The organism is Streptomyces sp. NRRL B-3229 (assembly GCF_000719505.1).
Lineage (GTDB): Bacteria > Actinomycetota > Actinomycetes > Streptomycetales > Streptomycetaceae > Streptomyces > Streptomyces griseorubiginosus.
In genome coordinates this window covers 1-23309 of sequence record NZ_JOGP01000035.1, presented here as the reverse complement: position 1 = coordinate 23309, position 23309 = coordinate 1, and the positions used below count along the sequence as shown (strand labels likewise).

Here is a 23309-nt window from a genome sequence, read left to right as displayed (position 1 = left end):
CGTGAGCCTTTGCTCGACATCTCGGCACATCGATGACCCGATGGCTGGAAAGCCTCCGGGAGTCGGGGCGCGGGAACCCGGCCGTCCGCAGGCAGGGTCGTGGGCAAGAGCCCCCACCGCTACCAACCCCGGACCGAGCACCGGGTTACGGGTGGTCCTGAGATATTTGGAGTGACGTAACTGTTGCGATTCCGTCGGAAGTCACCCACAGCGGGCGCATAGTGTGTGGTGCCGTTCCAAGACGTGGTGCCGGAGGGTGAACTCACGGGACGCTCGCGGAAGTCGCAGGCCCTGGCATCCGGTTCGTCCTTACGCATCCGGTTCGTGCACAGCAGGGGGAGGCAGAGCATGCGATCAGATCGGCTGTCGTTCATCGCTCGCGGCGAAGGCCGGAAGGGGGCGCGCCGCAGAACCTCTTCCGCGGTGACCGCCGTGGCTCTCGCCTCGGTGCTGGCCCTGACCGCGACCGCCTGCGACTCCCAGGGCGCCGGCGCGGACGCGCGGGCCTCCGCGTCCGCAGCGTCGGCATCGTCCGGTGAGGGCGACGGCAAGATCACGATCCCCGACGACATCAAGGACCGGCTCAAGGAGCACGGAATCGATGTCGACCAGTGGAAGAACGGGGCCTGGAAGGACTGGGACAGGGACGACTGGCTGCGCGAGGCCCAGGACTACATCAACCCGATCATCGAGGGCCTGTGGAATCCGGACCGGATGCGCCGGGCCGAGGATCCGGACCGGGGTGTCCAGGAGAGCGACCTCTCGGGTGACCAGGGGGTCACCGACCCGGAGCCGGCGCCGGTGGACGCGAAAGCCGTGTCGCCTACGTATCACGACAACGTCCCTGAGGCGGGCAAGGTGTTCTTCGACTCCCCCGAGGGCACGATGGTGTGCTCGGCGACGGTCGTGGAGGATCCGGCCGCTCCGGGCAGGTCCAACCTGGTCTGGACGGCGGGGCATTGCGTGCACGCGGGCCGGAACGGCGGTTGGTACCGCAACATCGCGTTCGTGCCGTCGTACAACGACCAGGCCTTGTCGGGTGAGGAGTTGACGAGTGCGAGCGAGGACGAGCTGGCTCCGTACGGTGTCTGGTGGGCCGACTGGGCGGGGACCTCGGAGCAGTGGATCGCGCAGGGCGGGCCGACGGGCGGGGCCGGGGCGCCGTACGACTTCGCCGTGATCCATGTGACGCCGGAAGGCGGAGGGAACGGCAAGTCGCTGGAGGAGACGGTCGGTTCGGCCCTGCCGGTGGACTTCGCCGCTCCGGCGGTGCCGCGGGTGAGGACCATCACGGCGAGCGGGTATCCGGCAGCGGCACCGTTCGACGGTGAGTCGCTCTACCAGTGCCAGGACAGGCCCGGGCGGCTGTCGCTGAGCGCCTCGGATCCGACCATGTACCGCATCGGCTGCACCATGACCGGTGGTTCGTCCGGTGGCGGCTGGGTCGCAGCCGGGGCGGACGGTCGGCCGGCACTGGTGTCCAACACCTCCATAGGCCCGGTGAACGCGGGCTGGCTGGCCGGACCCCGGCTGGGTCAGGTGGCCGAGGGGGTGTACGACTCGGTCAGCCGGAAGCGCTCGGGACAGTGACCGCCCCCGGCCCCCACCTCCCCAGCCCCCGTTCGGCACCCCTGAAAAGGCCTGAGGCCCGCCCCTCGGGAAAGGGACGGGCCTCCAGCCCACTCGTCACAGCAGCCAACCCGGCCGCCGGCTACGTGCCGGTCCTCAGGCCACGACCGGCGTCGGTACGTACGGCGCCAGATCCGCGGCCAGCTCTTCGTGCACCCGCACCTTGAGCAGGGTGCCCTCCGCGGTGTGCTCCTCGGAGATCACCTCGCCCTCGTCATGAGCGCGTGCCACCAGCTTGCCGTGGGTGTACGGCACGAGTGCCTCGATCTCGACGGACGGACGCGGCAGCTCGTTGTCGATCAGGGCGAGCAACTCGGCGATGCCCTGGCCGGTGCGGGCCGAGACCGCGATGGCGCGCTTCTCGATCCGCATGAGCCGCTGGAGCGTCAGCGGGTCGGCCGCGTCAGCCTTGTTGATCACGACGACCTCGGGCACGTCGATGGCGCCGACGTCCCGGATCACCTCGCGTACGGCGGCCAGCTGCTCCTCCGGATTCGGATGCGAGCCGTCCACCACATGCAGGATCAGGTCGGACTCGCCGACCTCCTCCATGGTGGAGCGGAACGCCTCGACCAGGTGGTGCGGCAGGTGCCGTACAAAACCGACGGTGTCGGCCAGGGTGTACAGGCGGCCGCTCGGGGTTTCCGCGCGGCGGACGGTGGGGTCCAGGGTCGCGAACAGGGCGTTCTCGACCAGGACACCGGCGCCCGTCAGGCGGTTGAGCAGGGACGACTTGCCGGCGTTGGTGTAGCCCGCGATGGCGACGGACGGCACCTTGTGGCGCTTGCGCTCCTGGCGCTTGATCTCGCGGCCGGTCTTCATGTCCGCGATCTCCCGGCGCATCTTCGCCATCTTCTCGCGGATCCGGCGCCGGTCCGTCTCGATCTTGGTCTCACCGGGACCACGGGTGGCGAGACCGCCGCCCTTGCCGCCGCCCATCTGACGGGACAGCGACTGACCCCAGCCGCGCAGTCGCGGCAGCATGTACTGCATCTGCGCGAGCGCGACCTGCGCCTTGCCCTCTCGGGACTTGGCGTGCTGGGCGAAGATGTCGAGGATCAGGGCCGTACGGTCGATGACCTTGACCTTGACGACGTCTTCGAGGGCGATGAGCTGGCCGGGGCTGAGCTCACCGTCGCAGATGACGGTGTCCGCGCCGGATTCGACGACGATGTCCCGCAGCTCCATGGCCTTGCCGGAACCGATGAAGGTGGCCGCGTCGGGCTTGTCGCGGCGCTGGATCACGCCGTCCAGCACGAGTGCGCCGGCGGTCTCCGCGAGGGCGGCGAGCTCCGCGAGGGAGTTGTCGGCGTCCTGCGCGGTCCCCGTGGTCCAGACGCCGACGAGGACGACCCGCTCCAGGCGGAGCTGGCGGTACTCGACCTCGGTGACGTCCTCGAGTTCGGTGGAGAGGCCGGCGACGCGACGCAGGGCCGCGCGCTCGGAGCGGTCGAACTGGTCGCCGTCCCGCTCTCCGTCGATCTCGTGGCTCCAGGCGACGTCCTCTTCCATCAGGGCATCGGCCCGAAGACCTTCGGCGTAGGTGTGCGCGAGGCGCTGCGTGTCCTGGGAAGGGGATGAAGAGGAGGTCATTGGGTCCTTACGTCGTTGGGGAGTCCGATTCGGCGGCCACGGGTCCGTTGTGGTCACGACACCACCGCCGGTCACATTGGTCAACGCACGGGTACCCCGGGAGATTCCCGTGTCCCGTGCCGCGCCGACCTGAAGATGGTCGCACGGCACGGGGCGTCTCGTCACCGGCTTATTTCACCGGCACGGCGGCGGGGGCCACGGCCTTCCAGTCCGGGTGTCCGGGCATCGCCGGGGTCTTCTCGGCGTAGAGCCAGTCCTGGAGGAAGCCGTCGAGGTCGCGTCCGGAGACCGCGGAGGCGAGACGGACGAAGTCCGCGGTCGCGGCCGTACCGTCCCGGTGCTGCTGCACCCAGGCCCGTTCCAGGGTCTCGAAGGCCTTGCGGCCGATCTCCTGGCGCAGGGCGTAGAGGACGAGCGCGGCGCCGTCGTAGACGTTCGGGCGGAAGATGCCGATCTTCTGCCCGGGCTTGGGCGGCTTGGGGGCGGCGGGCGGTCCGCCGGCGGCGCGCCAGCGGTCGGAGGCGCCGTACGCGGCCTTCATACGGGCGTCCAGGGTCCGCCCCGCCTTCTCCTCCGCGTACAGGGCCTCGTACCAGGTGGCGTGTCCTTCGTTGAGCCACAGGTCGGACCAGGTGCGGGGGCTGACGCTGTCGCCGAACCACTGGTGGGAGAGCTCGTGCACCATGATCGACTCGACGTACCACTTGGGGTAGGCGGGTTCGGTGAACAGGTCCTTCTCGAAGAGGGACAGAGTTTGAGTTTCCAACTCGAAGCCGGTGTCGGCGGCGGCCATGAGGATGCCGTACGTCTCGAAGGGGTACGGCCCGACCCTGTCCTCCATCCACGCGATCTGTGCGGGGGTCTTCTCGAGCCAGGGCTCCAGGGCGGCGCGGTCCTGGGTGGGCACCACGTCCCGTACGGGCAGTCCGTGCGGCCCGTTGCGACGCAGCACGGTGGAACGGCCGATGGACACCTGTGCGAGTTCGGTGGCCATGGGGTGCTGGGTGCGGTACGTCCAGGTGGTCGTCCGGCCGGCGCGGTCCACGTCGGTCGGCAGACCGTTGGCGACGGCCGTGTAGCCGTCCGGCGCCGTGACGCGGATGGTGAACATGGCCTTGTCGGAAGGGTGGTCGTTGCAGGGGAAGACCAGGTGGGCGACATCGGCCTGGTTGGCCATGGCGAGCCCGTCCGTGGTCCGCACCCAGCCGCCGTCGCGGTCTTCCGGGGAGACGGGGTCGCTGGTGTGCCGGACGGTGATCCGCATCCAGCCGCCCCTGGGCAGCGGCCTGTCCGGGGTGACCACGAGGTCTTCACCGGCACTGCTGAACGCGGCGGGCCGACCGTCGACCTCCACTGCCTGGACGTCACCGTGCGCGAAGTCGAGGTTGATGCGGTCGAGCTCCGTCGTCGTCCAGGCGTCGATCGTCGTGACGGCCGTGAGCGGCTTGCTGTTGTCTCCGGCATAGGTGAAGGAGAGGTCGTACGACGCCACGTCGTAGCCGGGATTGCCCAGGTACGGGAAGAGGCGGTCACCGACACCGAGGGGCTCGGCCGGGGCGCTCGCGGCGAGCAGGCAGACGGAGACGGCGGAGGCGAGCAGCGCGGCCGCCTTGCGGCGCGGGGAGGGCCCCTTGCGCTGAGAGCTTCCTGTGCGCTGGCGGCTTCCCGCGCTCCGGGAGCTTGCCATGCTCTCGGAGCTTGCCGTGCTCTCGGAGCTTCCCGTACGGCGGCGGAGGGCGGCGGAGTCCGGCAGGGCGGCGGGCGCGGGTTGTACGGGGGCGGGGCGGGTGTGGCTGCGGGGGGTGAGCGGCATGCACCACCGCTACCAGCGCGCGCGTGCGCCGCGGCGGCGACGCGCGATCGGCCCACCCGAACGAGGTCTTCCGGTCTCGCCAAGGCGACGGCCCGGCGGAGCCGACGGGGGGAACCCCGGCCCCGGCGTTCCCCCCGTCAGGCCCCCGGCGTCTGCGCCCTGCTCACGTCGTAGACGCCCGCCACGTTCCGCATGGCCCGCATCAGGGACGGCAGCAGGGCCGCGTCCGGCAACTGGACGGTGTACGTGTGGCGCACGCGCTGCTGGCTGGGGGGTTCGACGGTGGCGGAGACGATCTCGGCGCCCTCGCCCGCCATGGCCTCGGTGAGGTCGGCCAGGAGGTGCGGGCGGCCGAACGATTCGGCGAACAGGGTGACCCGGCACTCGGCGCTGTCACCCCAGCTCACGCCGACTTCCTTGCGCCCCATGCCCTGCATGCGCGCCACCGCGGCGCACTCGACGCGGTGCACGGTGACCACTCCGCCGCGCACGGCGAAGCCGATGATCTCGTCGGGCGGTACGGGTGTGCAGCACCCGGCCAGCCGTACGGTCGCGCCCGGCTGGTCGACGAGGGCGTTGGCGGTGCCGGGGCGGGCCGGGGTCTGCTGGTCGGGAGCGGACGCAGGCTCGGCGAGAGCCGCACGCGCGGGGGCAGCTTTGTCATCGGCGCCTGGAAGGGAGGCGCCCGGCGCGGAGGCCGCCACCACGGCCGACCCCTCGGTGACACCCTGATCGACTGCACCGACCGGCTCGGTGGCCCCGGACCTGGCTGCGCCCCCTCCGGTGCCGTCCGGCACGGCCGCACCCGGCGCGAAGGACCCGACCTCTCCCCCCGCGCCCCGCTCCGCCGACTCCTGGGTGGGATGCGTCGCGATCCACCGCTGGATCGCGATCCGGGCCGCGGGCGTGTGCGCGTGCTCCAGCCACTCCTTGGAGGGCTCGGCGGCCGGGTCCTGCCCCATGAGGAGCTGGACGGTGTCGCCGTCCTTCAGAACGGTGCTCAGGGTCGCCAGCCGGCCGTTGACACGAGCGCCCAGGCACGCGTGCGCGTCCTCGCCGTACTGCGCGTAGGCGGCGTCCACACAGGTCGCGCCCTCGGGCAGCCCCAGGGTGCCGCCGTCGGGCCGGAAGACGGTGATCTCGCGGTCCTGGGCGAGGTCCTCACGGAGGGTGGACCAGAAGGTGTCGGCGTCGGGCGCGGCCGCCTGCCAGTCGAGCAGCCGGGAGAGCCAGCCGGGGCGGGTCGGGTCCACCCGCTCCTCGTCGACGGCACCGGGCTCCTCCGGGGAACCCACGTACGGATTGCCCAGCGCGACCACGCCGGCCTCGGCGACCTTGTGCATCTGGTGCGTGCGGATGAGGACTTCGACGACCTGGCCGTCGCCGCGGGCCACGGCGGTGTGCAGCGACTGGTACAGGTTGAACTTCGGTACGGCGATGAAGTCCTTGAACTCCGAGACGACCGGCGTCATACAGGTGTGCAGTTCGCCGAGGACGCCGTAACAGTCCGCGTCCTCGCCGACCAGGACGAGAAGCCGCCCGAAGTCCGCGCCGCGCAGGCGGCGGCCGCGCTTTCGGGCCGTGCGGTGCACGGAGACGAAGTGCCTCGGCCGGATGACCACTTCGGCCTGGATGCCGGCCTCGCGCAGCACCCCGCGCACCTCTTCGGCGATCTCGGCGAGCGGATCGTCCTCGCGCGAGGCGTTGTGGACGATCAACTCCCGCGTGTGCTCGTACTCCTCGGGGTGCAGGATCGCGAAGACCAGGTCCTCCAGCTCGGTCTTGAGGGCCTGGACGCCGAGGCGTTCGGCGAGCGGGATGAGGACGTCCCGGGTGACCTTGGCGATGCGGGCCTGCTTCTCGGGGCGCATCACACCGAGGGTGCGCATGTTGTGCAGCCGGTCGGCGAGTTTGATCGACATCACGCGGACGTCGTTGCCGGTGGCGACCAGCATCTTGCGGAAGGTCTCGGGCTCGGCGGCGGCGCCGTAGTCGACCTTCTCCAGCTTGGTGACGCCGTCGACGAGGAAGCGGACCTCGGCGCCGAACTCCTCGCCGACCTGCTCGAGCGTCACCTCGGTGTCCTCGACGGTGTCGTGGAGCAGGGAGGCGGTCAAGGTGGTGGTCTCGGCGCCGAGTTCGGCCAGGATGAGGGTGACGGCGAGCGGGTGGGTGATGTACGGCTCGCCGCTCTTGCGCATCTGGCCGCGGTGCGAGGACTCGGCGAGGACCCAGGCGCGGCGCAGGGGTTCGAGATCGGCGTCGGGGTGGTGGGCGCGGTGGGCCTCGGCGACGTGGCTGATGGCGTCGGGCAGCCGGTCACGGGCGGCGGGGCCGAGCAGGGCGGCGCGTCCCAGGCGGCGCAGGTCGATCCGCGCCCGCCAGCGGGCGGCCGCACCTGTCACCGGACCTGGGGTCGCGGGGTTCGTGGCCTCCGCACTCATGGGCACCTCCGGCTGTGGACCGGCGGACGGGGTGCCCCATGGCGGACACGGCTCAGGGGATGGCATTCCCCCGTCCGGGCCGGTGCTTGATGCTACCGAGCCCATCACGCCCGGCTGACCGCCTCTCGGCGAGCGTGAAACGGATCACCCATTCGAGCGACGATTTGCAGGTTTACGATTTGCGCCGCCTGAATGGGGGGTTTCCGTGCTTTTGCATCGCACACGGTGCCGAAGGCTTCGGTTCCACGCCTCCGACGCTCCGAGTGCCGTCGTTCATATGGTCAACGAACCGCTTTTTCCAGCCAGTCGGCATCGATCTCGCCCTCGGCGACGATCACCGCGGGGCCGGTCATCTCGATCTCGCCGTCCGAGCGCTCGGTGATCACGAGGGTGCCTCCGGGCACGTCCACGGTGTAGGTCACCGGGGCACCGGTGACCGCCGGGTCGGTGCCGTCCCTGCGCGCGGTGGCGACGGCGACGGCACAGGCGCCGGTGCCGCAGGAGCGGGTCTCGCCGGAGCCGCGCTCGTGCACGCGCATCGCGACATGACGGGGGCCGCGGTCGACGACGAACTCGACATTGACCCCGTCCGGGTAGGCGGCGGCCGGGCTGAAGGGCGGCGGGGAGTACAGATCGCCGGCGTGCGCCAGGTCGTCCACGAAGGCGACGGCGTGCGGGTTGCCCATGTTCACGTTCCGCGCGGGCCAGCTGTGCTCGCCGACGCTCACCGTGACGTCGCCCTCGGGGAGCCGCGCCGCGCCCATGCCGACGGTGACGTCGCCGGCCTTGTCGATGTGCACGGTCTTCACCCCGCCGCGGGTCGCCACCGTGAGGTCGCCCTCGGTGACGTGTCCGGCGTGCTGGAGGTAGCGGGCGAAGACGCGTACGCCGTTGCCGCACATCTCGGCGATCGAGCCGTCGCCGTTGCGGTAGTCCATGAACCACTCGGCCTCGTCCGCCAGGTGCGCCGCCTCGGGGTGCGCCGCGGATCGCACGACATGGAGGAGGCCGTCACCCCCGATGCCGGCCCGGCGGTCGCAGAGGGCGGCCACGGTCTCACGGGGCAGGTCGAGGGCGTTCTCGGGGTCCGGGATGATCACGAAGTCGTTCTCGGTGCCGTGACCCTTGAGGAAGGGGATCCGCGTGCTCATGTCTCGATCGTACGGCGCGCGCCGGTGGGGGCTCGTCGCGCAGTTCCCCGCGCCCCTTGGGGAGCTTCAGCGCAGCCTTGCCACACGCCACACGGCGAGGACGATGACCACGGCCACCAGCAGTACGTATGCCAGCAGGACCCGCCAGTCCGCGCGTCGGTCCGAACCCCTCGGCGGCAGCCCCGGCCACGTGTAACCAACGCGCCGCGCCGCCGTCATTCCCCAGCCCGCCGCGCACGAGCAGATCAGCAGGCCCAGCATCGCGATCACCGCTCCGCTGTCGCCGAAGTCGAAGGCCAGTGGGAAGGCGAACATGAGGGAGCCGACCGCGGCCAGCGCGACGATGGGAGCGAGCTGCCAGATCCGCAGACGGCGCTGCGGGCGCAGCTCGACCTCGACCTCTTCCCCGGCCGCGAACATCTCCTCGGGCTCGGGGCCGTCGTCGGTCACACCGTCCGGCACCTCGTCGAGCGCTTCGGGGCCCGGACGGATCCCGTCCTGCTCCGGTTCACCGTTCTCGACGGTGAGGGGCTCGGTGCCATGTGCGGTGTCGCGAGGGCCGGCCTCCATCGCCACGCGCCCTCCCAACTCGGACTCCACTTGGTCGATCGAAGCTCGATGATGGCACGGCGCCGGAGGCTCGGATGACGGCCGGAGCGTCCCGATGCCAGGACGTGATCAGGCTGTGACCGGTCGTTCGACCAACGCCAGTGCGAGCTGCGGAAGTTCTGTGAGATGCGCCGCAGCCCCACTCAACCAATGCACCCGCGGGTCGCGCCTGAACCACGAATCCTGGCGGCGCGCGAAGCGTTTCGTGGCCCGTACGGTCTCGGCCCGCGCGTCCTCCATCGTGCACTCCCCCGCGAGCGCCGCCAGCACCTGCTGGTACCCGAGCGCGCGCGAGGCCGTGCGCCCCTCGCGCAACCCGCGCGCCTCGAGCTCCCGCACCTCGTCCACGAGTCCCGCGTCCCACATCCGGTCGACCCGTCGCGCGATGCGCTCGTCGAGCTCGGGCCGGGCCACGTCGACGCCGATCTGGAGGGTGTCGTAGACGGAGTCATGACCGGGGAGGTTCGCGGTGAAGGGCTTGCCGGTGATCTCGATCACCTCGAGGGCCCGGACGATACGGCGGCCGTTGCTGGGCAGGATCGCCCGCGCGGCACCGGGGTCGGCGGCGGCGAGGCGGGCGTGCAGTGCGCCGGAGCCGCGCAGGACGAGCTCGTCCTCCAGCCGGGCCCTGACGTCGGGGTCGGTGCCGGGGAACTCCAGGTTGTCGACGGCACCGCGGACGTACAGGCCGGAGCCGCCGACCAGGACGGGCCAGCGGCCCTCGGCCAGCAGGGCGTCGATCCTGGCGCGGGCCAGTCGCTGGTACTCGGCGACGGAGGCGGTGACCGTGACGTCCCAGATGTCCAGGAGGTGGTGCGGGACGCCGTCGCGCTCCTCGGGTGTCAGCTTGGCGGTGCCGATGTCCATCCCTCGGTAGAGCTGCATGGAGTCGGCGTTGACGACCTCACCGCCCAGGCGCTGGGCGAGGAAGACGCCCAGATCGGACTTTCCGGCCGCGGTGGGTCCGACGACGGCGATGACGCGGGGGGCGGGGGGTGCGCTGCTCACGGCACCAGTCTCGCAAACCTCCGAACCCCACCTCGAACGAGTTACGTGACGGCCCCGGCCCGACGTCGTTGCCAGTTGCGTGGTTTCCGCCGCCGTCTTCCCGGAGGTGGCGATTCCGGGTGGCGCAAACGGGCGCACCGGACGACGCGGGTTTTCCCCCGCATGAGTAACGTATGGAGTGGATATGGGCGTTTTCGCACGACTTCTCCGGAGGTCGAAGGCTACGGAGGAGGCGTCAACCGCCGAGACGCAGGCCGACATCCGTACGGCCGACTCCGCGGCGGATGCGGCGGATGCGGCGGACGCGACGAAGGCAACGAACGAGGCGGACGAGGCGCCGGCGGCGAAGGAGCCGACCGGCACCAAGGCTGAGGAAAAGGCCGACGAGAAGGCCGAGGCCGGTGAAGCGTCCGGAGCCGAGGACACTCAGGCGGACACGGAGGCCGTCGGGGAGGCCGCCGCCGAGGACGTCGAGATCCCGAAGCAGCAGTCCGCCGAGGATGCGGCCAACCGTGAGGCCGGCGAGGGCGCCCGCACGTAACTGCCCCGCGTGGGAAGGCGAACGATGGGTCTCATGGACAGTTTCAGGGCCAAGCTCAGCCCGGCGAAGGACAAGGTCTCCGGCCTCGCGCAACAGCACGGGGACAAGATCCAGCACGGCCTCGACAAGGCCGCAAAGGTCGTGGACGAGAAGACCAAGGGCAAGTACAGCGACAGGATCCAGACGGGCACGGGCAAGGCCAAGGACGCCATGGACCGACTCGCCGCGCACAAGGACGGCACGAAGGGACCGGGCGGACCGGGCGGCGGCACCACGCCTCCGGCCTCACCGCCGCCCACCTCCTGAACGGCGGGCACGGCACACTGGCGGACGGCCGGGGGCGGACGCACCCGGCCGTCCGCCGTTGTCCAGGCGCTCCCGGACTCTTTACGGCCCCACTGCCCTTCCGAAGCCCTGGCCCTTCCACGCCCCCGTTGCCCTGGCCCTTCTACGCCCTCGTCACGACCAGGCCGCGACCACGTACCCCACGCCGTACGGCGCGTCCTCGTACAGCAGCGAGCCGCCCAGCCCCGCCCCCTCGGCCGCGCCCGCCAGGACCTGCCAGGGCGCGCGGCCGGAGGCCTTCAGTTCGTACGCCAGCTCGGCGTCCAGCGCGCGCAGGGCCGCCACGTCGGCCGCGCCCAGTGCCCGAGCGACCTCAGCGTCGAAAGGGGCCGCGCGCTCGTCGAGGTAACCGGGTGCCTTGAGCGTGCGGCAGGCGCTGGCGTCGCCCATCACCAGCAGCACCACCCGCTCGGCCCGGCCGGCGATTCCCCTCCCGGTCTGGATACACCGCTCGGGCTCCAGAGGTTCCCCGACCCCGAGTCCCTCGATCGGGGCGTCCGACCAGCCGGTGCGCTCCAGCAGCCAGGCGGCGACGGCGAGGGAGGTCGGCAGCGGACGCGGCTCGTCGTCGCCCTGGTCGGCAACCGGTCGTACGCCGGCACCTGCTGCCCCGTCGGCAACCGGTCGTACGCCGACGCCGACTGCCCCGTCGGCACCTGGTCGTACGCCGACGCCCCCTGCCACATCGGCACCCAGTCGTACGTCGACGTCCACACCGAAGCCCCGGAACGAGCCGCGCGTGCCCTCCGCGTGCACCCCGCGGCCGCTCTGCTCCGCGGGTCCGACGACCACGAGGAGGTCGGGCCGGGCGGCGGCGAGCACGCCCAGTGCGTCCGCGCACGCGGCCCGCGCGGTGTCCAGCTCGGGCGCGGCGCCCGCGGCGACCTCCGGCACGAGGAGCGGCGGGCAGGGGCAGACGGCGGCGGCGACAAGCATGATCCGCAGCCTACTTCGAGGCCCACGGCCAGGACTCGGGATGGGTGCTCCACGCCAGTTCGGCGAGCCGGTACAGCAGGCGGTGCGTGCTGATCGCGCCTTCGATGTTCACGTAGTAGGCGTCCCCGTCACCGATCCGGTAGACCTGTCGGCGCTTCTGGCGCAGGCCGGCGCTCGGACGGTGGGTGCAGGCGAGCTCGTACAGACGGGCCCGGGCCTCGTCCTGAGTGCCCTCGAAGTGCGCCACCTCATCGACGTCGTTCTGAGTCCCGACAGCACGGTCGACGACCACCACCCAGCGCCCCATGCCCCACCCCTCCCCTGCCCCGCTGAATCCGACGAACGGCTGAATCCGACGAACGGCTGAATCCGACGAACCGTCGGCTCCGATGAACCGCTGACTCCGCGCCGTCGCTCAGTGCGCGGCGCACCCCCCGGTGGCCACCGGCAGCGGCGCCGGGACCCCGATCTGCGGCAGTCCCAGCAGCACGCCCGCCGGCTTCACGGCCTCCTGGGCGTTGCGCTTCTCCCAGGCGTCACCCGCGCGCGTGCGGCGCACGTCGAGGACGGCGCCCTCGGCGAGGAGGTGGTGGGGGGCGGCGTAGGTGATCTCGACCGTGACGACGTCGCCGGGGCGGACCTCCCGGTCGGGCTTGGTGAAGTGGACCAGGCGGTTGTCGGGGGCGCGGCCGGAGAGGCGGTGGGTGGCGCCGTCCTTGCGGCCCTCGCCCTCGGCGACCATCAGCTCCAGGGTGCGGCCGACCTGCTTCTTGTTCTCGTCCCAGGAGATCTCCTCCTGGAGGGCGACGAGACGCTCGTAGCGCGACTGCACGACCTCCTTGGGGATCTGCCCGTCCATGGTGGCCGCGGGGGTTCCGGGACGCTTGGAGTACTGGAAGGTGAAGGCGTTCGTGAAGCGGGCCTCGCGGACCACGTGCATGGTCTGCTCGAAGTCCTCCTCGGTCTCGCCGGGGAAGCCCACGATGATGTCGGTCGAGATCGCGGCGTCCGGCATGGCGGCGCGGACCTTCTCGATGATCCCGAGGTAGCGGTCCTGGCGGTACGAGCGGCGCATCGCCTTGAGGACGGTGTCCGAGCCGGACTGGAGCGGCATGTGGAGCTGGGGCATGACGTTCGGCGTCTCCGCCATGGCCGCGATCACGTCGTCGGTGAAGTCGCGGGGGTGCGGGGAGGTGAAGCGGACGCGCTCCAGGCCCTCGATGGTGCCGCAGGCCCGCAGCAGCTTACTGAAGGCCTCGCGGTCGCCGATGTCGGAGCCGTATGCGTTGACGTTCTGCCCGAGCAGCGTGATCTCGGAGACGCCCTCGCCGACCAGGGCCTCGATCTCGGCGAGGATGTCGCCGGTACGGCGGTCCTTCTCCTTGCCACGCAGGGCCGGGACGATGCAGAAGGTGCAGGTGTTGTTGCAGCCGACGGAGATCGACACCCAGGCCGCGTAGGCGCTCTCGCGCCGGGTCGGCAGGGTGGACGGGAACGCCTCCAGCGACTCGGCGATCTCGACCTGCGCCTCCTCCTGCACGCGCGCGCGTTCCAGCAGCACGGGCAGCTTGCCGATGTTGTGCGTGCCGAAGACGACGTCCACCCAGGGCGCCTTCTTGACGATGGTGTCGCGGTCCTTCTGGGCGAGGCAGCCGCCCACGGCGATCTGCATGCCGGGCCGCGAGGCCTTCCTGGGCGCGAGCCGGCCGAGGTTGCCGTAGAGCCGGTTGTCGGCGTTCTCCCGTACCGCGCAGGTGTTGAAGACGACGACGTCCGCGTCCCCGTCGGAGCCCTCGGGCGCGGGCACGTACCCGGCCTCCTCCAGCAGTCCGGACAATCGCTCCGAGTCGTGGACGTTCATCTGGCACCCGTAGGTGCGCACTTCGTACGTTTTCGGAGATGAAACGTCCACTGCCGGGCTTCGGTCGCTGCTGCTGGTCATGGGTCAAGGGTAGGCGCTCCACGGAGCGGCCAGAATCGGCCTCCAGAGAGGGGCTTTGCATGACCATGCGTCGTGATGCATAATCTTCCTATGTCCAAGGTCCTCACGTCCCTCCCCGCCGGCGAGCGCGTCGGCATCGCCTTCTCCGGCGGTCTCGACACCTCCGTCGCGGTCGCGTGGATGCGCGACAAGGGCGCCATCCCCTGCACCTACACCGCGCACATCGGCCAGTACGACGAGCCCGACATCGACTCGGTGCCCGGTCGTGCGCAGACCTACGGGGCCGAGATCGCGCGCCTGGTCGACTGCCGTGCCGCGCTGGTCGAGGAGGGACTGGCCGCGCTCACCTGCGGGGCGTTCCACATCCGCTCGGGCGGGCGGGCGTACTTCAACACCACCCCGCTGGGCCGTGCCGTCACCGGCACGCTCCTGGTGCGGGCGATGATGGAGGACAACGTCCAGATCTGGGGCGACGGCTCGACCTTCAAGGGCAACGACATCGAGCGGTTCTACCGTTACGGCCTGCTCGCCAACCCGAACCTGCGGATCTACAAGCCGTGGCTGGACGCGGACTTCGTGACCGAACTCGGCGGCCGCAAGGAGATGTCGGAGTGGCTGGTCGCGCACCAGCTGCCGTACCGGGACTCCACGGAGAAGGCGTACTCCACCGACGCCAACATCTGGGGTGCCACGCACGAGGCCAAGACCCTGGAGCATCTGAACACCGGCATCGAGACCGTCGAGCCGATCATGGGCGTCAGGTTCTGGGACCCGTCGGTCGAGATCGCGCCCGAGGACGTGACGATCGGCTTCGACCAGGGCCGCCCGGTGACCATCAACGGCAAGGAGTTCGGCTCCGCCGTCGACCTGGTCATGGAGGCCAACGCGATCGGCGGCCGGCACGGTCTCGGCATGTCCGACCAGATCGAGAACCGGATCATCGAGGCGAAGAGCCGGGGCATCTACGAGGCGCCCGGCATGGCCCTGCTGCACGCGGCCTACGAGCGGCTCGTCAACGCGATCCACAACGAGGACACCCTCGCCCAGTACCACAACGAGGGCCGGCGCCTGGGCCGTCTCATGTACGAGGGCCGCTGGCTGGACCCGCAGGCCCTGATGATCCGCGAGTCGCTCCAGCGGTGGGTCGGCGCGGCGATCACGGGTGAGGTCACCCTGCGGCTGCGGCGGGGCGAGGACTACTCGATCCTCGACACGACCGGTCCGGCGTTCTCGTACCACCCGGACAAGCTGTCGATGGAGCGCACCGAGGACTCGGCCTTCGGCCCCGTGGACCGGATCGGCCAGCTCACCATGCGCAACCTCGACATCGCCGACTCCCGCGCCAAGCTGGAGCAGTACGCGGGCCTCGGCCTGATCGGCACCGGCAGCCCCACGATCGGCGCGTCCCAGGCCGCCGCGACGGGCCTCATCGGGACCATGCCGGAGCTCCCCGAGGGCGGCGCCGAGGCGATCGCGTCCCGCGGCGAGGTCTCGGAGGACGAGGCCCTGCTGGACCGCGCGGCGATGGAGTTCGGCACGGACTGACGCGCCGCACCTGGAGAAGGGCCGGCCCCCACGCCGTCATCGGCGCGGGGGCCGGCCTTTCCTCGCGCCCGGGGACTGACCGAGCTCGAGATCGGAAACCGCCCGCCCGACGGCGCGGCACACGCCCGGGATTTCAAACAACTTGCCGTGAATTAGCGGCAGTTGGGGTGAGGAAGTGAAGGAGTCGTCCGGGTCGGAACTGTGAAGCAAGGTTTCGAACAGGAACGGGAACGATAAGTTCCCTGCATGAACGCGCGGCTCGCTCTTCTCGGCACGGTCACCCCTGGCGCAACGGAGAGCGAGGTCTTCCGGCTCGCGCTCGGGCACGCGGTGGGCGAGCTGAGCGCGCTCGGCGGCACGATGCACCTGCGCGGCCCGATGTCGGCGCTGCGGCTGGTGTCGTCCGTCGGCCTGCCGCCCTCCCTCACCCGCTCCTGGGAGATCGTCGACCAGGAGGGCCCGCTGGCCCCGGCCCGCGCGCTCCAGCAGGGCAAGGGCGTCTGGGTGCCGCTCCCGGCCCGCGGGAAGACCACCGGCCGGGACAGAGCAGGCCGGGACACCGCAGGCCGCGAGACCCCCGGCCAGGAGACCCCCGACGACGTCCCCTGGCCCGGCACCGGTCTCGCCGCCCTCCCGGTGTTCAGCGGCAGACGCAGCGTCGGCGCGCTGACCGTCCTGGCCGGCGAGCAAGGCGAACCCACCCCGGCGCACTGGGACTTCCTGCGGGACGTGGTCGCCTGGACCGAGGACCGGATGGCCCAGGCCCCGCCGGCGTCCGGCCCCACCCACGCGGAGCGGAGCGGCCAACGGCTGCGGCAGGCCCTCAAGGAGGTCCAGGTCGGCTCGTGGGACTGGGACATCCGCAACGGCGACCTGATCTGGGACGAGGCGGCCCTCGCCCTGTACGGCACCCGGCCCGCCGAATTCACCGGCAGGATCGACAACTGGATGCGGATCGTCCACCCCGACGACCTGGCCCCCACGCTCGCGGCGGCGCAGCGGGCCATCCTCGACCACTCCGTCTACGAGGCCGAGTACCGGGTACGGCGCCTGGACGGCACCTGGGGCTGGACCCAGGCCCGCGGCCGGGCGACCTACGACGAGCAGGGCGAGCCCCTCAGGATGATCGGGGTCGGCTGGGAGAGCAACGAGTCGCGCACCGCCCGGGACGCGCTCGGCAGGGCCCTCAGGCACATGAGCGACGGCTTCCTCGCGGTCGACGACGAGTGGCGGATCACCTTCGCCAACCTGGAGGCGGAACGCTTCCTCGGATTCTCCGAGGAGGAGCTGTTCGGGCGGCTGCTGTGGGACCTGTCGGCCACCCAGCAGGTTCCGGGGCTGAAGGAGGGCTGTCTGGCCGCCGCGGCCGAGGAGCGGCCCAGCGGCTTCGACGTGCACATCGCGCAGTGCGAGCGCCGCCTGCACGTCCGGCTGGTGCCGGGGCCCGGCGGACGCACCCTGTACTTCCAGGACGTCACCGAGAAGCGCAGGCTCGCGGAGGAACGGCAGGCGGCGGAACGGGCCGCTGCCGAACGGGCGTTGCGGATCGCGGAGCTGACCACGGAACTCGCCAAGGCGACGACCTCCCGGGACGTCGTGGACGCGGTCGCCCGCCGGGTGCTGCCACCGTTCGCCGCCGCCGGACTCATGGTCCAGGTCAGCGAGGGCGACCGGCTCCATCACGTGGGCGCGGCCGGCTACCCCGCCGAGTTCGTCGACCTCCTCGACAGCCGCCCCCGGGCGACGACCGGCGACCCGGCCTGGGACACGATCGAGACCGGCGTCCCGCTGTTCATGTCGTCCCCGCACGAGTACGCGGCCCGCTACCCCGCGCTGGCCGACTTCCCCGCCCGCGGCAACAAGCGGTCCTGGGCGTTCCTGCCGTTGACGGCCTCCGGGCACACCTTCGGGGTGTGCGTCGTCTCCTTCGACCGGCCCCGGTTCCTCGACGACGAGGAGCGCGCCCTGCTCACGACGATCGCCGCCCTCCTCGCCCAGTCCCTGGAGCGGGCCCGGCTCTACGACGCCGAGCACACCCGGTCCCGGGAACTCCAGCGCAGCCTGCTCCCGCAGGACCTGCCCGACCTGCCCGCGTGCACGGCGGCCGCGCGCTATCTGCCGGCGGGGCCCGGCGCGGACGTCGGCGGCGACTGGTACGACATCATCCCGCTGTCCGGCGGACAGGTCGCGCTGGTCGTCGGCGACGTCATGGGCCACGGTCTGCCGGAGGCGGCCACCATGGGCCGGCTGCGCACCGCGGTGCACACCCTGGCCGACCTGGAGCTGCCGCCCGCCGAGATCCTCGGCCACCTCAACGACATCGTCGGCGCCATGGGCGAGGCGTCGTACGCCACCTGTCTGTACGCCCTCTACGACTCCACGACCCGGGTCTGTTCCCTCGCCCGGGCCGGACATCCGCCGCCCGCCCTGGTCCACCCCGACGGCACGGTGCACTTCCCGGAGCCGGACGCCGACCCACCGCTCGGCGCGGCGAAACCGCCTTTCGAGACGGTCGAGTTCGAGGTGCCCGAGGGCAGCCTGCTCGTGCTCTACACCGACGGCCTGGTCGAGTCGGCGAGGCGGGAGATCGACGAGGGCATGGCCGAGCTGGCGCGGCTGCTCGGCGCCGCGCACGCCGACGGAACCGCCGTAGACCTCGAGCGCCTGTGCGACACGCTGACGGTGGGACTGCTGCCGACGGATCAGCAGGCGGCCGACGACGCGGCCTTCCTGGTCGCCCGCCTGCATGCGCTGCCCGCCGACCGGATGGCGTCATGGCGGCTGCCGGACGACCCGAAGGCCGCGAGCCAGGCGCGTCGGCACGTGCGCGAACAGCTGGCCTCCTGGGACCTGGACGACCTCGTCCCCACCACGGAACTCCTGGTCAGCGAACTGGTCGGGAACGTGGTCCGGCACGCCCGGGGCCCGGTCCGGCTCCGGCTGCTGCACAGCGCCGGGCTGATCTGCGAGGTCTACGACGGCAGCCAGACCATGCCCCGCATCCGGCGCGCCACGGAGACCGACGAGGGCGGCCGCGGCCTCCAGCTCATCTCGGCCCTGTCCACCCACTGGGGCGCCCGCTACACCCCCACGGGCAAGTGCATCTGGACCCAGCAGTCGCCTCGTGGCCCCGAACAGTCGTCGGACCGGCTGTTCCTGAACGCTGGGGACTTCGGCGGGGACTTCACCGGAGACTTCGACGGGGACTGGGACTCGCTGCTGTGACACCGCGCCCGTTCGGCCCAGCACCACGGGCCGATCCCCGGGCGCGTCCCTAGGGTCGCGGTGACGGCTGTTCAGGCCCCCGCCCGAAAGGCAACCCGACCCATGGCAATACGCACCGCAATAACCGGCGCGGCAGTGGTCCTCCTGGCCGCCGCCGGCCCCCTGACCGGCGCCGCGCACGCCCAAACCGACCCGGGCTGCTCGGACTTCGCCTTCCAACAGGGCGCACAGGCACAGTTCGACCAGAGCCCCGCCGACCCCGACCGCCTTGACGAGGACCAGGGCCGAGGCGAGAGCCAGGGCCGGGACGAGGACCAAGGCCGGGGCGAGGGCCAGGGCCGGGACCAGGGCCACGGCCGGGACGAGAGCCAGGGCTGGGACCAGGGCCAGGGCTGGGACGAGAGCCAGGGCTGGAACAACGGCATCGCCTGCGAGGCGGCGCCGCCACGGCGGGAGCCCGCCGACGACCTGCTGCCCCAGGACGACATCGACCCCGAGGTTCTCCTCCAGCCGGAGACCGCCCCCGAAGTGCTGCTCCAGCCGGAGACCACCGTCGCGAACGTGGCCACGGTCGCCCCCACCCTCGGCGTCCAGGGCGGCTCCGGAGGCAGCGTCGGCCCGGCCGGCTTCGAGAGGGCGATCGGCGTGGCACTGGCCCTCGCCGGCGCCGGGCTCGCGGGCACCTACGTGGTACGGCGGCGGCGCGAGGCCGGTCGCAGAGCCAGGGATGTGCGCGTCACGGGTCGATGAGCCCGGCTCTTATCGCGTACCGGGTCAGCTCCAACCGGTCCTTCATGCCCAGCTTGGCCAGCAGGTTCGCCCGATGCCGCTCGACCGTCTTCGCGCTGATGAACAGCAGCTCACCGATCTCCTTCGTGGTGTGCCCCTCGGCGACGAGCTTGAGGATCTCCTCCTCCCGCTCGGTGACGGCCCGGGCGGGCAGGTCGACACCGCGGTGCAGCCGGTCCAGGTACGACCGGACAAGGGCCCGCTCGGCCCCCGGATAGACGAAGGACTCGTCCCGTACGGCGGCCCGGCACGCCTCGACGAGATCGCGGTCGGCGACGGACTTGAGCACGTACCCGCTGGCGCCGGCCTTGAGCGCCTCGAAGAAGTACTGCTCGTTGTCGTACATCGTCAGGATCAGTATCCGCAGGTCGGGCAGGCGCCGGGACAGTTCGCGGGCGGCCTGGAGCCCGGTCATCCGGGGCATCGCGATGTCCAGCACGGCCAGATCGACCTCACGCGCGCGTGCCAGCTCCACGGCCTCCGCGCCGTCGCCCGCCTCGGCCACCACCGTGAGGTCCGGCTCGCCCTCCAGGATGAGCCGGACCCCGCGACGGACGAGCGTGTGGTCGTCGGCGAGCAGCACCCGCGTCGGCTCCGCCATCACCGCACCTCCGCCGCGACGGGTATCCGCAACCGCACATCGGTCCCCCGGCCGGGCCCGGGCTCCACCGAGAACGCGGCCCCCACCAGCAGTGCCCGCTCCCGCATGCCCTGGATCCCGGCGCCCTCGGCGGCCGTGCCCAGCCCGCGGCCGTTGTCCCGCACGAGCAGTTCGACACCGCCGGCGACCGCCTCCAGCCGCACTTCGGCACGGTCGGCGGCGGAGTGCCGCGCGGTGTTCGTCAGCCCCTCCTGGGCCACCCGGTAGACGACCAGTTCCGACTCCTCGGTCAGCGGGGGCAGATCGCCCCCGAGGTGGTGGCGCACGGTCAGTCCGTGCGTGGTGAACTCGGCCGCGAGGGACCGCAGGGCGCTCGGCAGCCCCAGTTCCTCCAGCACCCCGGGCCGCAGCCGGCGCGCGATCCGGCGGATCTCGTCGAGCCCGGCCCGGGTGGCCTCCTGCGCCTGCCCGACCTCCTCCCGCAGCTCCTCGGGAGCCCGGTCGGCGACCCTCTTGAGCTGGAGGAGCACGGCGGTCAGGGTCTGCCCGACCTCGTCGTGCAGCTCGCGCGCGATCCGGTGCCGCTCCCGCTCCTGGGCGGACAGCGCATGGGCCGCACCGGTCGCCCGCTCGGCCTCCAGCCGGTCGAGCATGGTGTTGTACGTGGTGATCAGCGCGGCCGTCTCGGCGGGACCGGAGACGGGGGCACGTACGCCGGGACGCAGCAGGTCGGCGGCGGCCATGGCCTGCCCGAGCCGCTGGAGCGGGGCGAGCCCGACCCGCAGCACCAGGGCGTTGGCGACCAGCAGCAGCACGAGCCCGGCGAGGACGACGACGGCCTCCCCCTGCCGTACGGGCGTCGACACGGTGACGGGGCCCAGCAGCAGCGCGGCGGCGACGAGGAGACCCGCGGCGTTGAGCGAGAAGATCCGCCAGAACAACGACACGGCCGGACCTCCGCTCCTCTCCTCGGCTCCGCACGACGTTTCCGTGACCAGCTTCGCCGGTCCCCGTCGCTCGCGTATATCCGTCACGTCACCCATATCGCCACGGTACGGGGAGCTGACACCATGCGAACCCGGCACCTGTGATCACTTGAACCGCACCACACTCGAAGCACAAGGGGAAGAAACGTGTCTGCTCCACGCCTCAGGGCGACGCCGCTGCCGGGCATCGGGGTCCAGTACGACCTCATCACCCGGGAGGACCGCCATCTGTCCGTGGTGGCCCACCGCGACGGCGCCCGCACGGTGAGCGTGTACCGGGCCGACGACCCCGACTCCTGCGCCCAGTCCCTGCGGCTGACCGGCTCCGAGGCCGGCGCCCTGATCGACGCGCTGAAGCCCTCCCACCACAGCGCGAGCCTCCTCTACACCACCGACCTGGGCCTGGTGGCCGAGCGCATCGAGGTGGCGGCGGGCTCCCGCTGGAACGGCCGGGTCCTGGGCGACACGAAAATGCGCACCGACACGGGAGCCTCCGTGGTGGCGGCCCTGCGCCGCGCGGAGGCCATCCCGTCCCCCGCACCGGACTTCCGCCTGGCGGGCGGCGACATTCTCATCGTCGTGGGCACCCGCGAGGGCGTGGACGCGGCGGCGGCGATCCTGGGTCGGGAGTAGGAAGCATGCACTCCGCGGTCCTCCTGATCGAGTTCGGCTCGATCATCCTCGGCCTGGGCCTCCTGGGCCGTTTCGCCGCCCGTTTCCGCCTCTCCCCCATCCCTCTCTACCTCCTGGCCGGCCTGGCCTTCGGCGAGGGCGGCCTGCTGCCCCTGGGCGCGAGCGAGGAGTTCGTCTCCATAGGCGCGGAGATCGGAGTGATCCTCCTCCTCCTGATGCTCGGCCTGGAGTACAGCGCGGGCGACCTGGTCACCAACCTCAAGGCGCACTACCCCTCCGGCCTGGTCGACGGCGCCCTGAACGCCCTCCCAGGAGCCGCGGCGGCCCTCCTCCTGGGCTGGGGCCCGGTGGCGGCGGTCGTCCTGGCGGGCGTCACCTGGATCTCCTCCTCGGGCGTCATCGCGAAGGTCCTAGGCGACCTCGGCAGGGTCGGCAACCGCGAGACCCCGGTCATCCTGAGCGTCCTGGTCCTGGAGGACCTGGCGATGGCGGTGTACCTGCCCATCGTCACCGCGCTGGTGGCCGGCGCGGGTCTCCTGGCCGGCAGCCTGACCCTCGCGATCGCCCTCGGCGCGGCCGGCCTGGTCCTCTTCGTAGCGGTCCGCTACGGCCGTCTGATCTCCCGCTTCGTCTCGAGCGACGACCCCGAGAAACTGCTCCTGGTGGTACTGGGCCTCACGATCCTGGTGGCGGGAGTGGCCCAGCAACTCCAGGTGTCAGCGGCGGTAGGCGCCTTCCTCGTGGGCATCGCCCTCTCCGGCGAGGTGGCGGAGGGCGCCCACACCCTCCTCAGCCCCCTGCGCGACCTCTTCGCCGCGGTCTTCTTCGTCTTCTTCGGCCTCCACACCGACCCGGCGAGCATCCCACCCGTCCTCCTCCCCGCCCTCGCCCTGGCCCTGATCACCGCGGCCACGAAGATAGCCACCGGCTACTGGGCCGCCCGCCGGGCCGGTATCTCCCCCAAGGGCCGCTGGCGCACGGGCGGCGCGCTGGTCGCCCGCGGCGAGTTCTCGATCGTCATCGCGGGCCTCGCGGTCTCGGCGGGCATCGAACCCTCCCTGGGCCCCCTCGCCACGGCGTACGTCCTCATCCTGGTCATCCTGGGCCCCCTGACAGCGCGCTACACCGAACCCCTGGCAACCCGCCTCACCACGCGCCGGCATCCGCCGGAGACACCGGGGCCGCCGTCGTCCCGGGTGACTGAGGCGACGGTGGGGAGGGATGGGGGGTAGGGGGTGCGGGGTTCGGTTTCAGGGGCGCCTACGGGGGTGCCGGGTGCGGTTGGTCGGCGGGTGCGGGTCCGTCGTGGCTGGTCGCGCAGTTCCCCGCGCCCCTGGGGAGTTGCAGTTCACCTGCGCCACGACGGGACCGTCAGCCGCGCGCGCCCGCCCCATCGAACCGTTGGCCGCGTACGGCGCGCAGGGGCCGGGGTGGGGGGTGTCCGCCCGCAGCGGCCGGCGTCCGGAACCGAGAACTGACCGAGAGACCGAGCCGCCGGACCGAGGACGGACACCCCCCA

General features: G+C 71.8%; 19 protein-coding genes. 8 read left to right on the top strand and 11 right to left on the bottom strand.

Going from position 1 to position 23309, the window contains the following annotated elements:
- Positions 1-348 precede the first annotated feature (348 nt).
- On the top strand, positions 349-1590 hold the full coding sequence (locus IF54_RS0136290; RefSeq protein ID WP_030326740.1) for a trypsin-like serine peptidase: 1242 nt from the start codon (positions 349-351) through the stop codon (positions 1588-1590).
- 135 nt (positions 1591-1725) lie between these two features.
- Here the strand turns inward: IF54_RS0136290 and hflX are convergent, their stop codons facing one another.
- From hflX to miaA, 6 genes are all read right to left on the bottom strand, one after another.
- Positions 1726-3222, bottom strand: a complete 1497-nt coding sequence (gene hflX, locus IF54_RS0136285; protein ID WP_020139137.1) for a GTPase HflX — start codon at positions 3220-3222, stop codon at positions 1726-1728.
- Between the two features lie 169 nt (positions 3223-3391).
- Positions 3392-4909: a M1 family metallopeptidase gene (locus IF54_RS0136280; RefSeq protein ID WP_063755017.1), complete on the bottom strand. Its 1518-nt coding sequence runs from the start codon at positions 4907-4909 to the stop codon at positions 3392-3394.
- Between the two features lie 263 nt (positions 4910-5172).
- Positions 5173-7479: a RelA/SpoT family protein gene (locus IF54_RS0136275; protein ID WP_030326736.1), complete on the bottom strand. Its 2307-nt coding sequence runs from the start codon at positions 7477-7479 to the stop codon at positions 5173-5175.
- 281 nt (positions 7480-7760) lie between these two features.
- Entirely contained in the window at positions 7761-8630 is an 870-nt protein-coding gene (gene dapF / locus IF54_RS0136270; protein ID WP_030326735.1) for a diaminopimelate epimerase, read from the bottom strand.
- 66 nt (positions 8631-8696) lie between these two features.
- Positions 8697-9200, bottom strand: coding sequence for a hypothetical protein (locus IF54_RS0136265; protein ID WP_030326734.1), 504 nt, complete (start codon positions 9198-9200; stop codon positions 8697-8699).
- A gap of 108 nt (positions 9201-9308) precedes the next feature.
- Entirely contained in the window at positions 9309-10247 is a 939-nt protein-coding gene (gene miaA / locus IF54_RS0136260) for a tRNA (adenosine(37)-N6)-dimethylallyltransferase MiaA (protein ID WP_030326733.1), read from the bottom strand.
- A 184-nt stretch (positions 10248-10431) separates the two neighbouring features.
- On the opposite strand from miaA, the gene IF54_RS0136255 reads away from it, so the two are divergent.
- Together IF54_RS0136255 and IF54_RS0136250 are read left to right on the top strand one after the other, a co-directional pair.
- Complete coding sequence (locus tag IF54_RS0136255; protein ID WP_030326732.1) at positions 10432-10788, top strand: hypothetical protein; 357 nt, start codon at positions 10432-10434, stop codon at positions 10786-10788.
- Positions 10789-10812: 24 nt separating this feature from the next.
- Positions 10813-11094 carry an antitoxin gene (locus IF54_RS0136250; protein ID WP_030326731.1) on the top strand — a complete coding sequence of 94 codons (282 nt, stop codon included), beginning with the start codon at positions 10813-10815 and terminating at the stop codon, positions 11092-11094.
- A gap of 153 nt (positions 11095-11247) precedes the next feature.
- Here IF54_RS0136250 and IF54_RS0136245 read toward each other — a convergent pair whose 3' ends face one another.
- The 3 genes from IF54_RS0136245 to miaB form a co-directional block, all read right to left on the bottom strand.
- Complete coding sequence (locus IF54_RS0136245; protein WP_030326730.1) at positions 11248-12069, bottom strand: class III extradiol dioxygenase subunit B-like domain-containing protein; 822 nt, start codon at positions 12067-12069, stop codon at positions 11248-11250.
- A gap of 10 nt (positions 12070-12079) precedes the next feature.
- Positions 12080-12376: a hypothetical protein gene (locus IF54_RS0136240; protein ID WP_030326728.1), complete on the bottom strand. Its 297-nt coding sequence runs from the start codon at positions 12374-12376 to the stop codon at positions 12080-12082.
- A gap of 108 nt (positions 12377-12484) precedes the next feature.
- Positions 12485-14011 carry a tRNA (N6-isopentenyl adenosine(37)-C2)-methylthiotransferase MiaB gene (gene miaB, locus IF54_RS0136235; RefSeq protein ID WP_030326722.1) on the bottom strand — a complete coding sequence of 509 codons (1527 nt, stop codon included), beginning with the start codon at positions 14009-14011 and terminating at the stop codon, positions 12485-12487.
- 90 nt (positions 14012-14101) lie between these two features.
- Between miaB and argG the strand changes: the two genes are divergently transcribed.
- The 3 genes from argG to IF54_RS40025 all read left to right on the top strand — a co-directional run bounded on the left by argG (position 14102) and on the right by IF54_RS40025 (position 19531).
- Positions 14102-15556: an argininosuccinate synthase gene (gene argG / locus IF54_RS0136230; RefSeq protein WP_030326721.1), complete on the top strand. Its 1455-nt coding sequence runs from the start codon at positions 14102-14104 to the stop codon at positions 15554-15556.
- Between the two features lie 246 nt (positions 15557-15802).
- Positions 15803-18781, top strand: a complete 2979-nt coding sequence (locus IF54_RS0136225; RefSeq protein ID WP_030326718.1) for a SpoIIE family protein phosphatase — start codon at positions 15803-15805, stop codon at positions 18779-18781.
- A gap of 102 nt (positions 18782-18883) precedes the next feature.
- Positions 18884-19531, top strand: a complete 648-nt coding sequence (locus IF54_RS40025; protein WP_159002279.1) for a hypothetical protein — start codon at positions 18884-18886, stop codon at positions 19529-19531.
- Here the strand turns inward: IF54_RS40025 and IF54_RS0136210 are convergent.
- Entirely contained in the window at positions 19518-20171 is a 654-nt protein-coding gene (locus tag IF54_RS0136210; protein ID WP_020139123.1) for a response regulator, read from the bottom strand. The two genes, IF54_RS40025 and IF54_RS0136210, sit on opposite strands and share 14 nt — an antisense overlap.
- Positions 20171-21118 carry a HAMP domain-containing sensor histidine kinase gene (locus tag IF54_RS0136205; protein WP_063755015.1) on the bottom strand — a complete coding sequence of 316 codons (948 nt, stop codon included), beginning with the start codon at positions 21116-21118 and terminating at the stop codon, positions 20171-20173. The genes IF54_RS0136210 and IF54_RS0136205 overlap by 1 nt, the downstream gene beginning before the upstream one ends.
- Before the next feature lie 186 nt (positions 21119-21304).
- On the opposite strand from IF54_RS0136205, the gene IF54_RS0136200 reads away from it, so the two are divergent.
- The gene (locus tag IF54_RS0136200; RefSeq protein WP_020139121.1) at positions 21305-21790 is read left to right on the top strand and encodes a cation:proton antiporter regulatory subunit; all 486 of its coding nucleotides are present in this window, start codon (positions 21305-21307) and stop codon (positions 21788-21790) included.
- A 5-nt stretch (positions 21791-21795) separates the two neighbouring features.
- Positions 21796-23022, top strand: a complete 1227-nt coding sequence (locus IF54_RS0136195; RefSeq protein WP_030326713.1) for a cation:proton antiporter — start codon at positions 21796-21798, stop codon at positions 23020-23022.
- Positions 23023-23309 lie beyond the last annotated feature (287 nt).

Bases quoted from the DNA above. Each gene is read 5' to 3' on its own strand.
- IF54_RS0136265 (WP_030326734.1), bottom strand. From the start codon at position 9,200: ATGGAGGCCGGCCCTCGCGACACCGCACATGGCACCGAGCCCCTCACC.
- IF54_RS0136280 (WP_063755017.1), bottom strand. From the start codon at position 4,909: ATGGCAAGCTCCCGGAGCGCGGGAAGCCGCCAGCGCACAGGAAGCTCT.
- IF54_RS0136225 (WP_030326718.1), top strand. From the start codon at position 15,803: ATGAACGCGCGGCTCGCTCTTCTCGGCACGGTCACCCCTGGCGCAACG.
- IF54_RS0136240 (WP_030326728.1), bottom strand. From the start codon at position 12,376: ATGGGGCGCTGGGTGGTGGTCGTCGACCGTGCTGTCGGGACTCAGAAC.
- hflX (WP_020139137.1), bottom strand. From the start codon at position 3,222: ATGACCTCCTCTTCATCCCCTTCCCAGGACACGCAGCGCCTCGCGCAC.
- IF54_RS0136195 (WP_030326713.1), top strand. From the start codon at position 21,796: ATGCACTCCGCGGTCCTCCTGATCGAGTTCGGCTCGATCATCCTCGGC.
- IF54_RS40025 (WP_159002279.1), top strand. From the start codon at position 18,884: ATGGCAATACGCACCGCAATAACCGGCGCGGCAGTGGTCCTCCTGGCC.
- argG (WP_030326721.1), top strand. From the start codon at position 14,102: ATGTCCAAGGTCCTCACGTCCCTCCCCGCCGGCGAGCGCGTCGGCATC.
- IF54_RS0136290 (WP_030326740.1), top strand. From the start codon at position 349: ATGCGATCAGATCGGCTGTCGTTCATCGCTCGCGGCGAAGGCCGGAAG.
- dapF (WP_030326735.1), bottom strand. From the start codon at position 8,630: ATGAGCACGCGGATCCCCTTCCTCAAGGGTCACGGCACCGAGAACGAC.
- IF54_RS0136250 (WP_030326731.1), top strand. From the start codon at position 10,813: ATGGGTCTCATGGACAGTTTCAGGGCCAAGCTCAGCCCGGCGAAGGAC.
- IF54_RS0136210 (WP_020139123.1), bottom strand. From the start codon at position 20,171: ATGGCGGAGCCGACGCGGGTGCTGCTCGCCGACGACCACACGCTCGTC.
- IF54_RS0136255 (WP_030326732.1), top strand. From the start codon at position 10,432: ATGGGCGTTTTCGCACGACTTCTCCGGAGGTCGAAGGCTACGGAGGAG.
- IF54_RS0136275 (WP_030326736.1), bottom strand. From the start codon at position 7,479: ATGAGTGCGGAGGCCACGAACCCCGCGACCCCAGGTCCGGTGACAGGT.
- miaB (WP_030326722.1), bottom strand. From the start codon at position 14,011: ATGACCAGCAGCAGCGACCGAAGCCCGGCAGTGGACGTTTCATCTCCG.
- IF54_RS0136245 (WP_030326730.1), bottom strand. From the start codon at position 12,069: ATGCTTGTCGCCGCCGCCGTCTGCCCCTGCCCGCCGCTCCTCGTGCCG.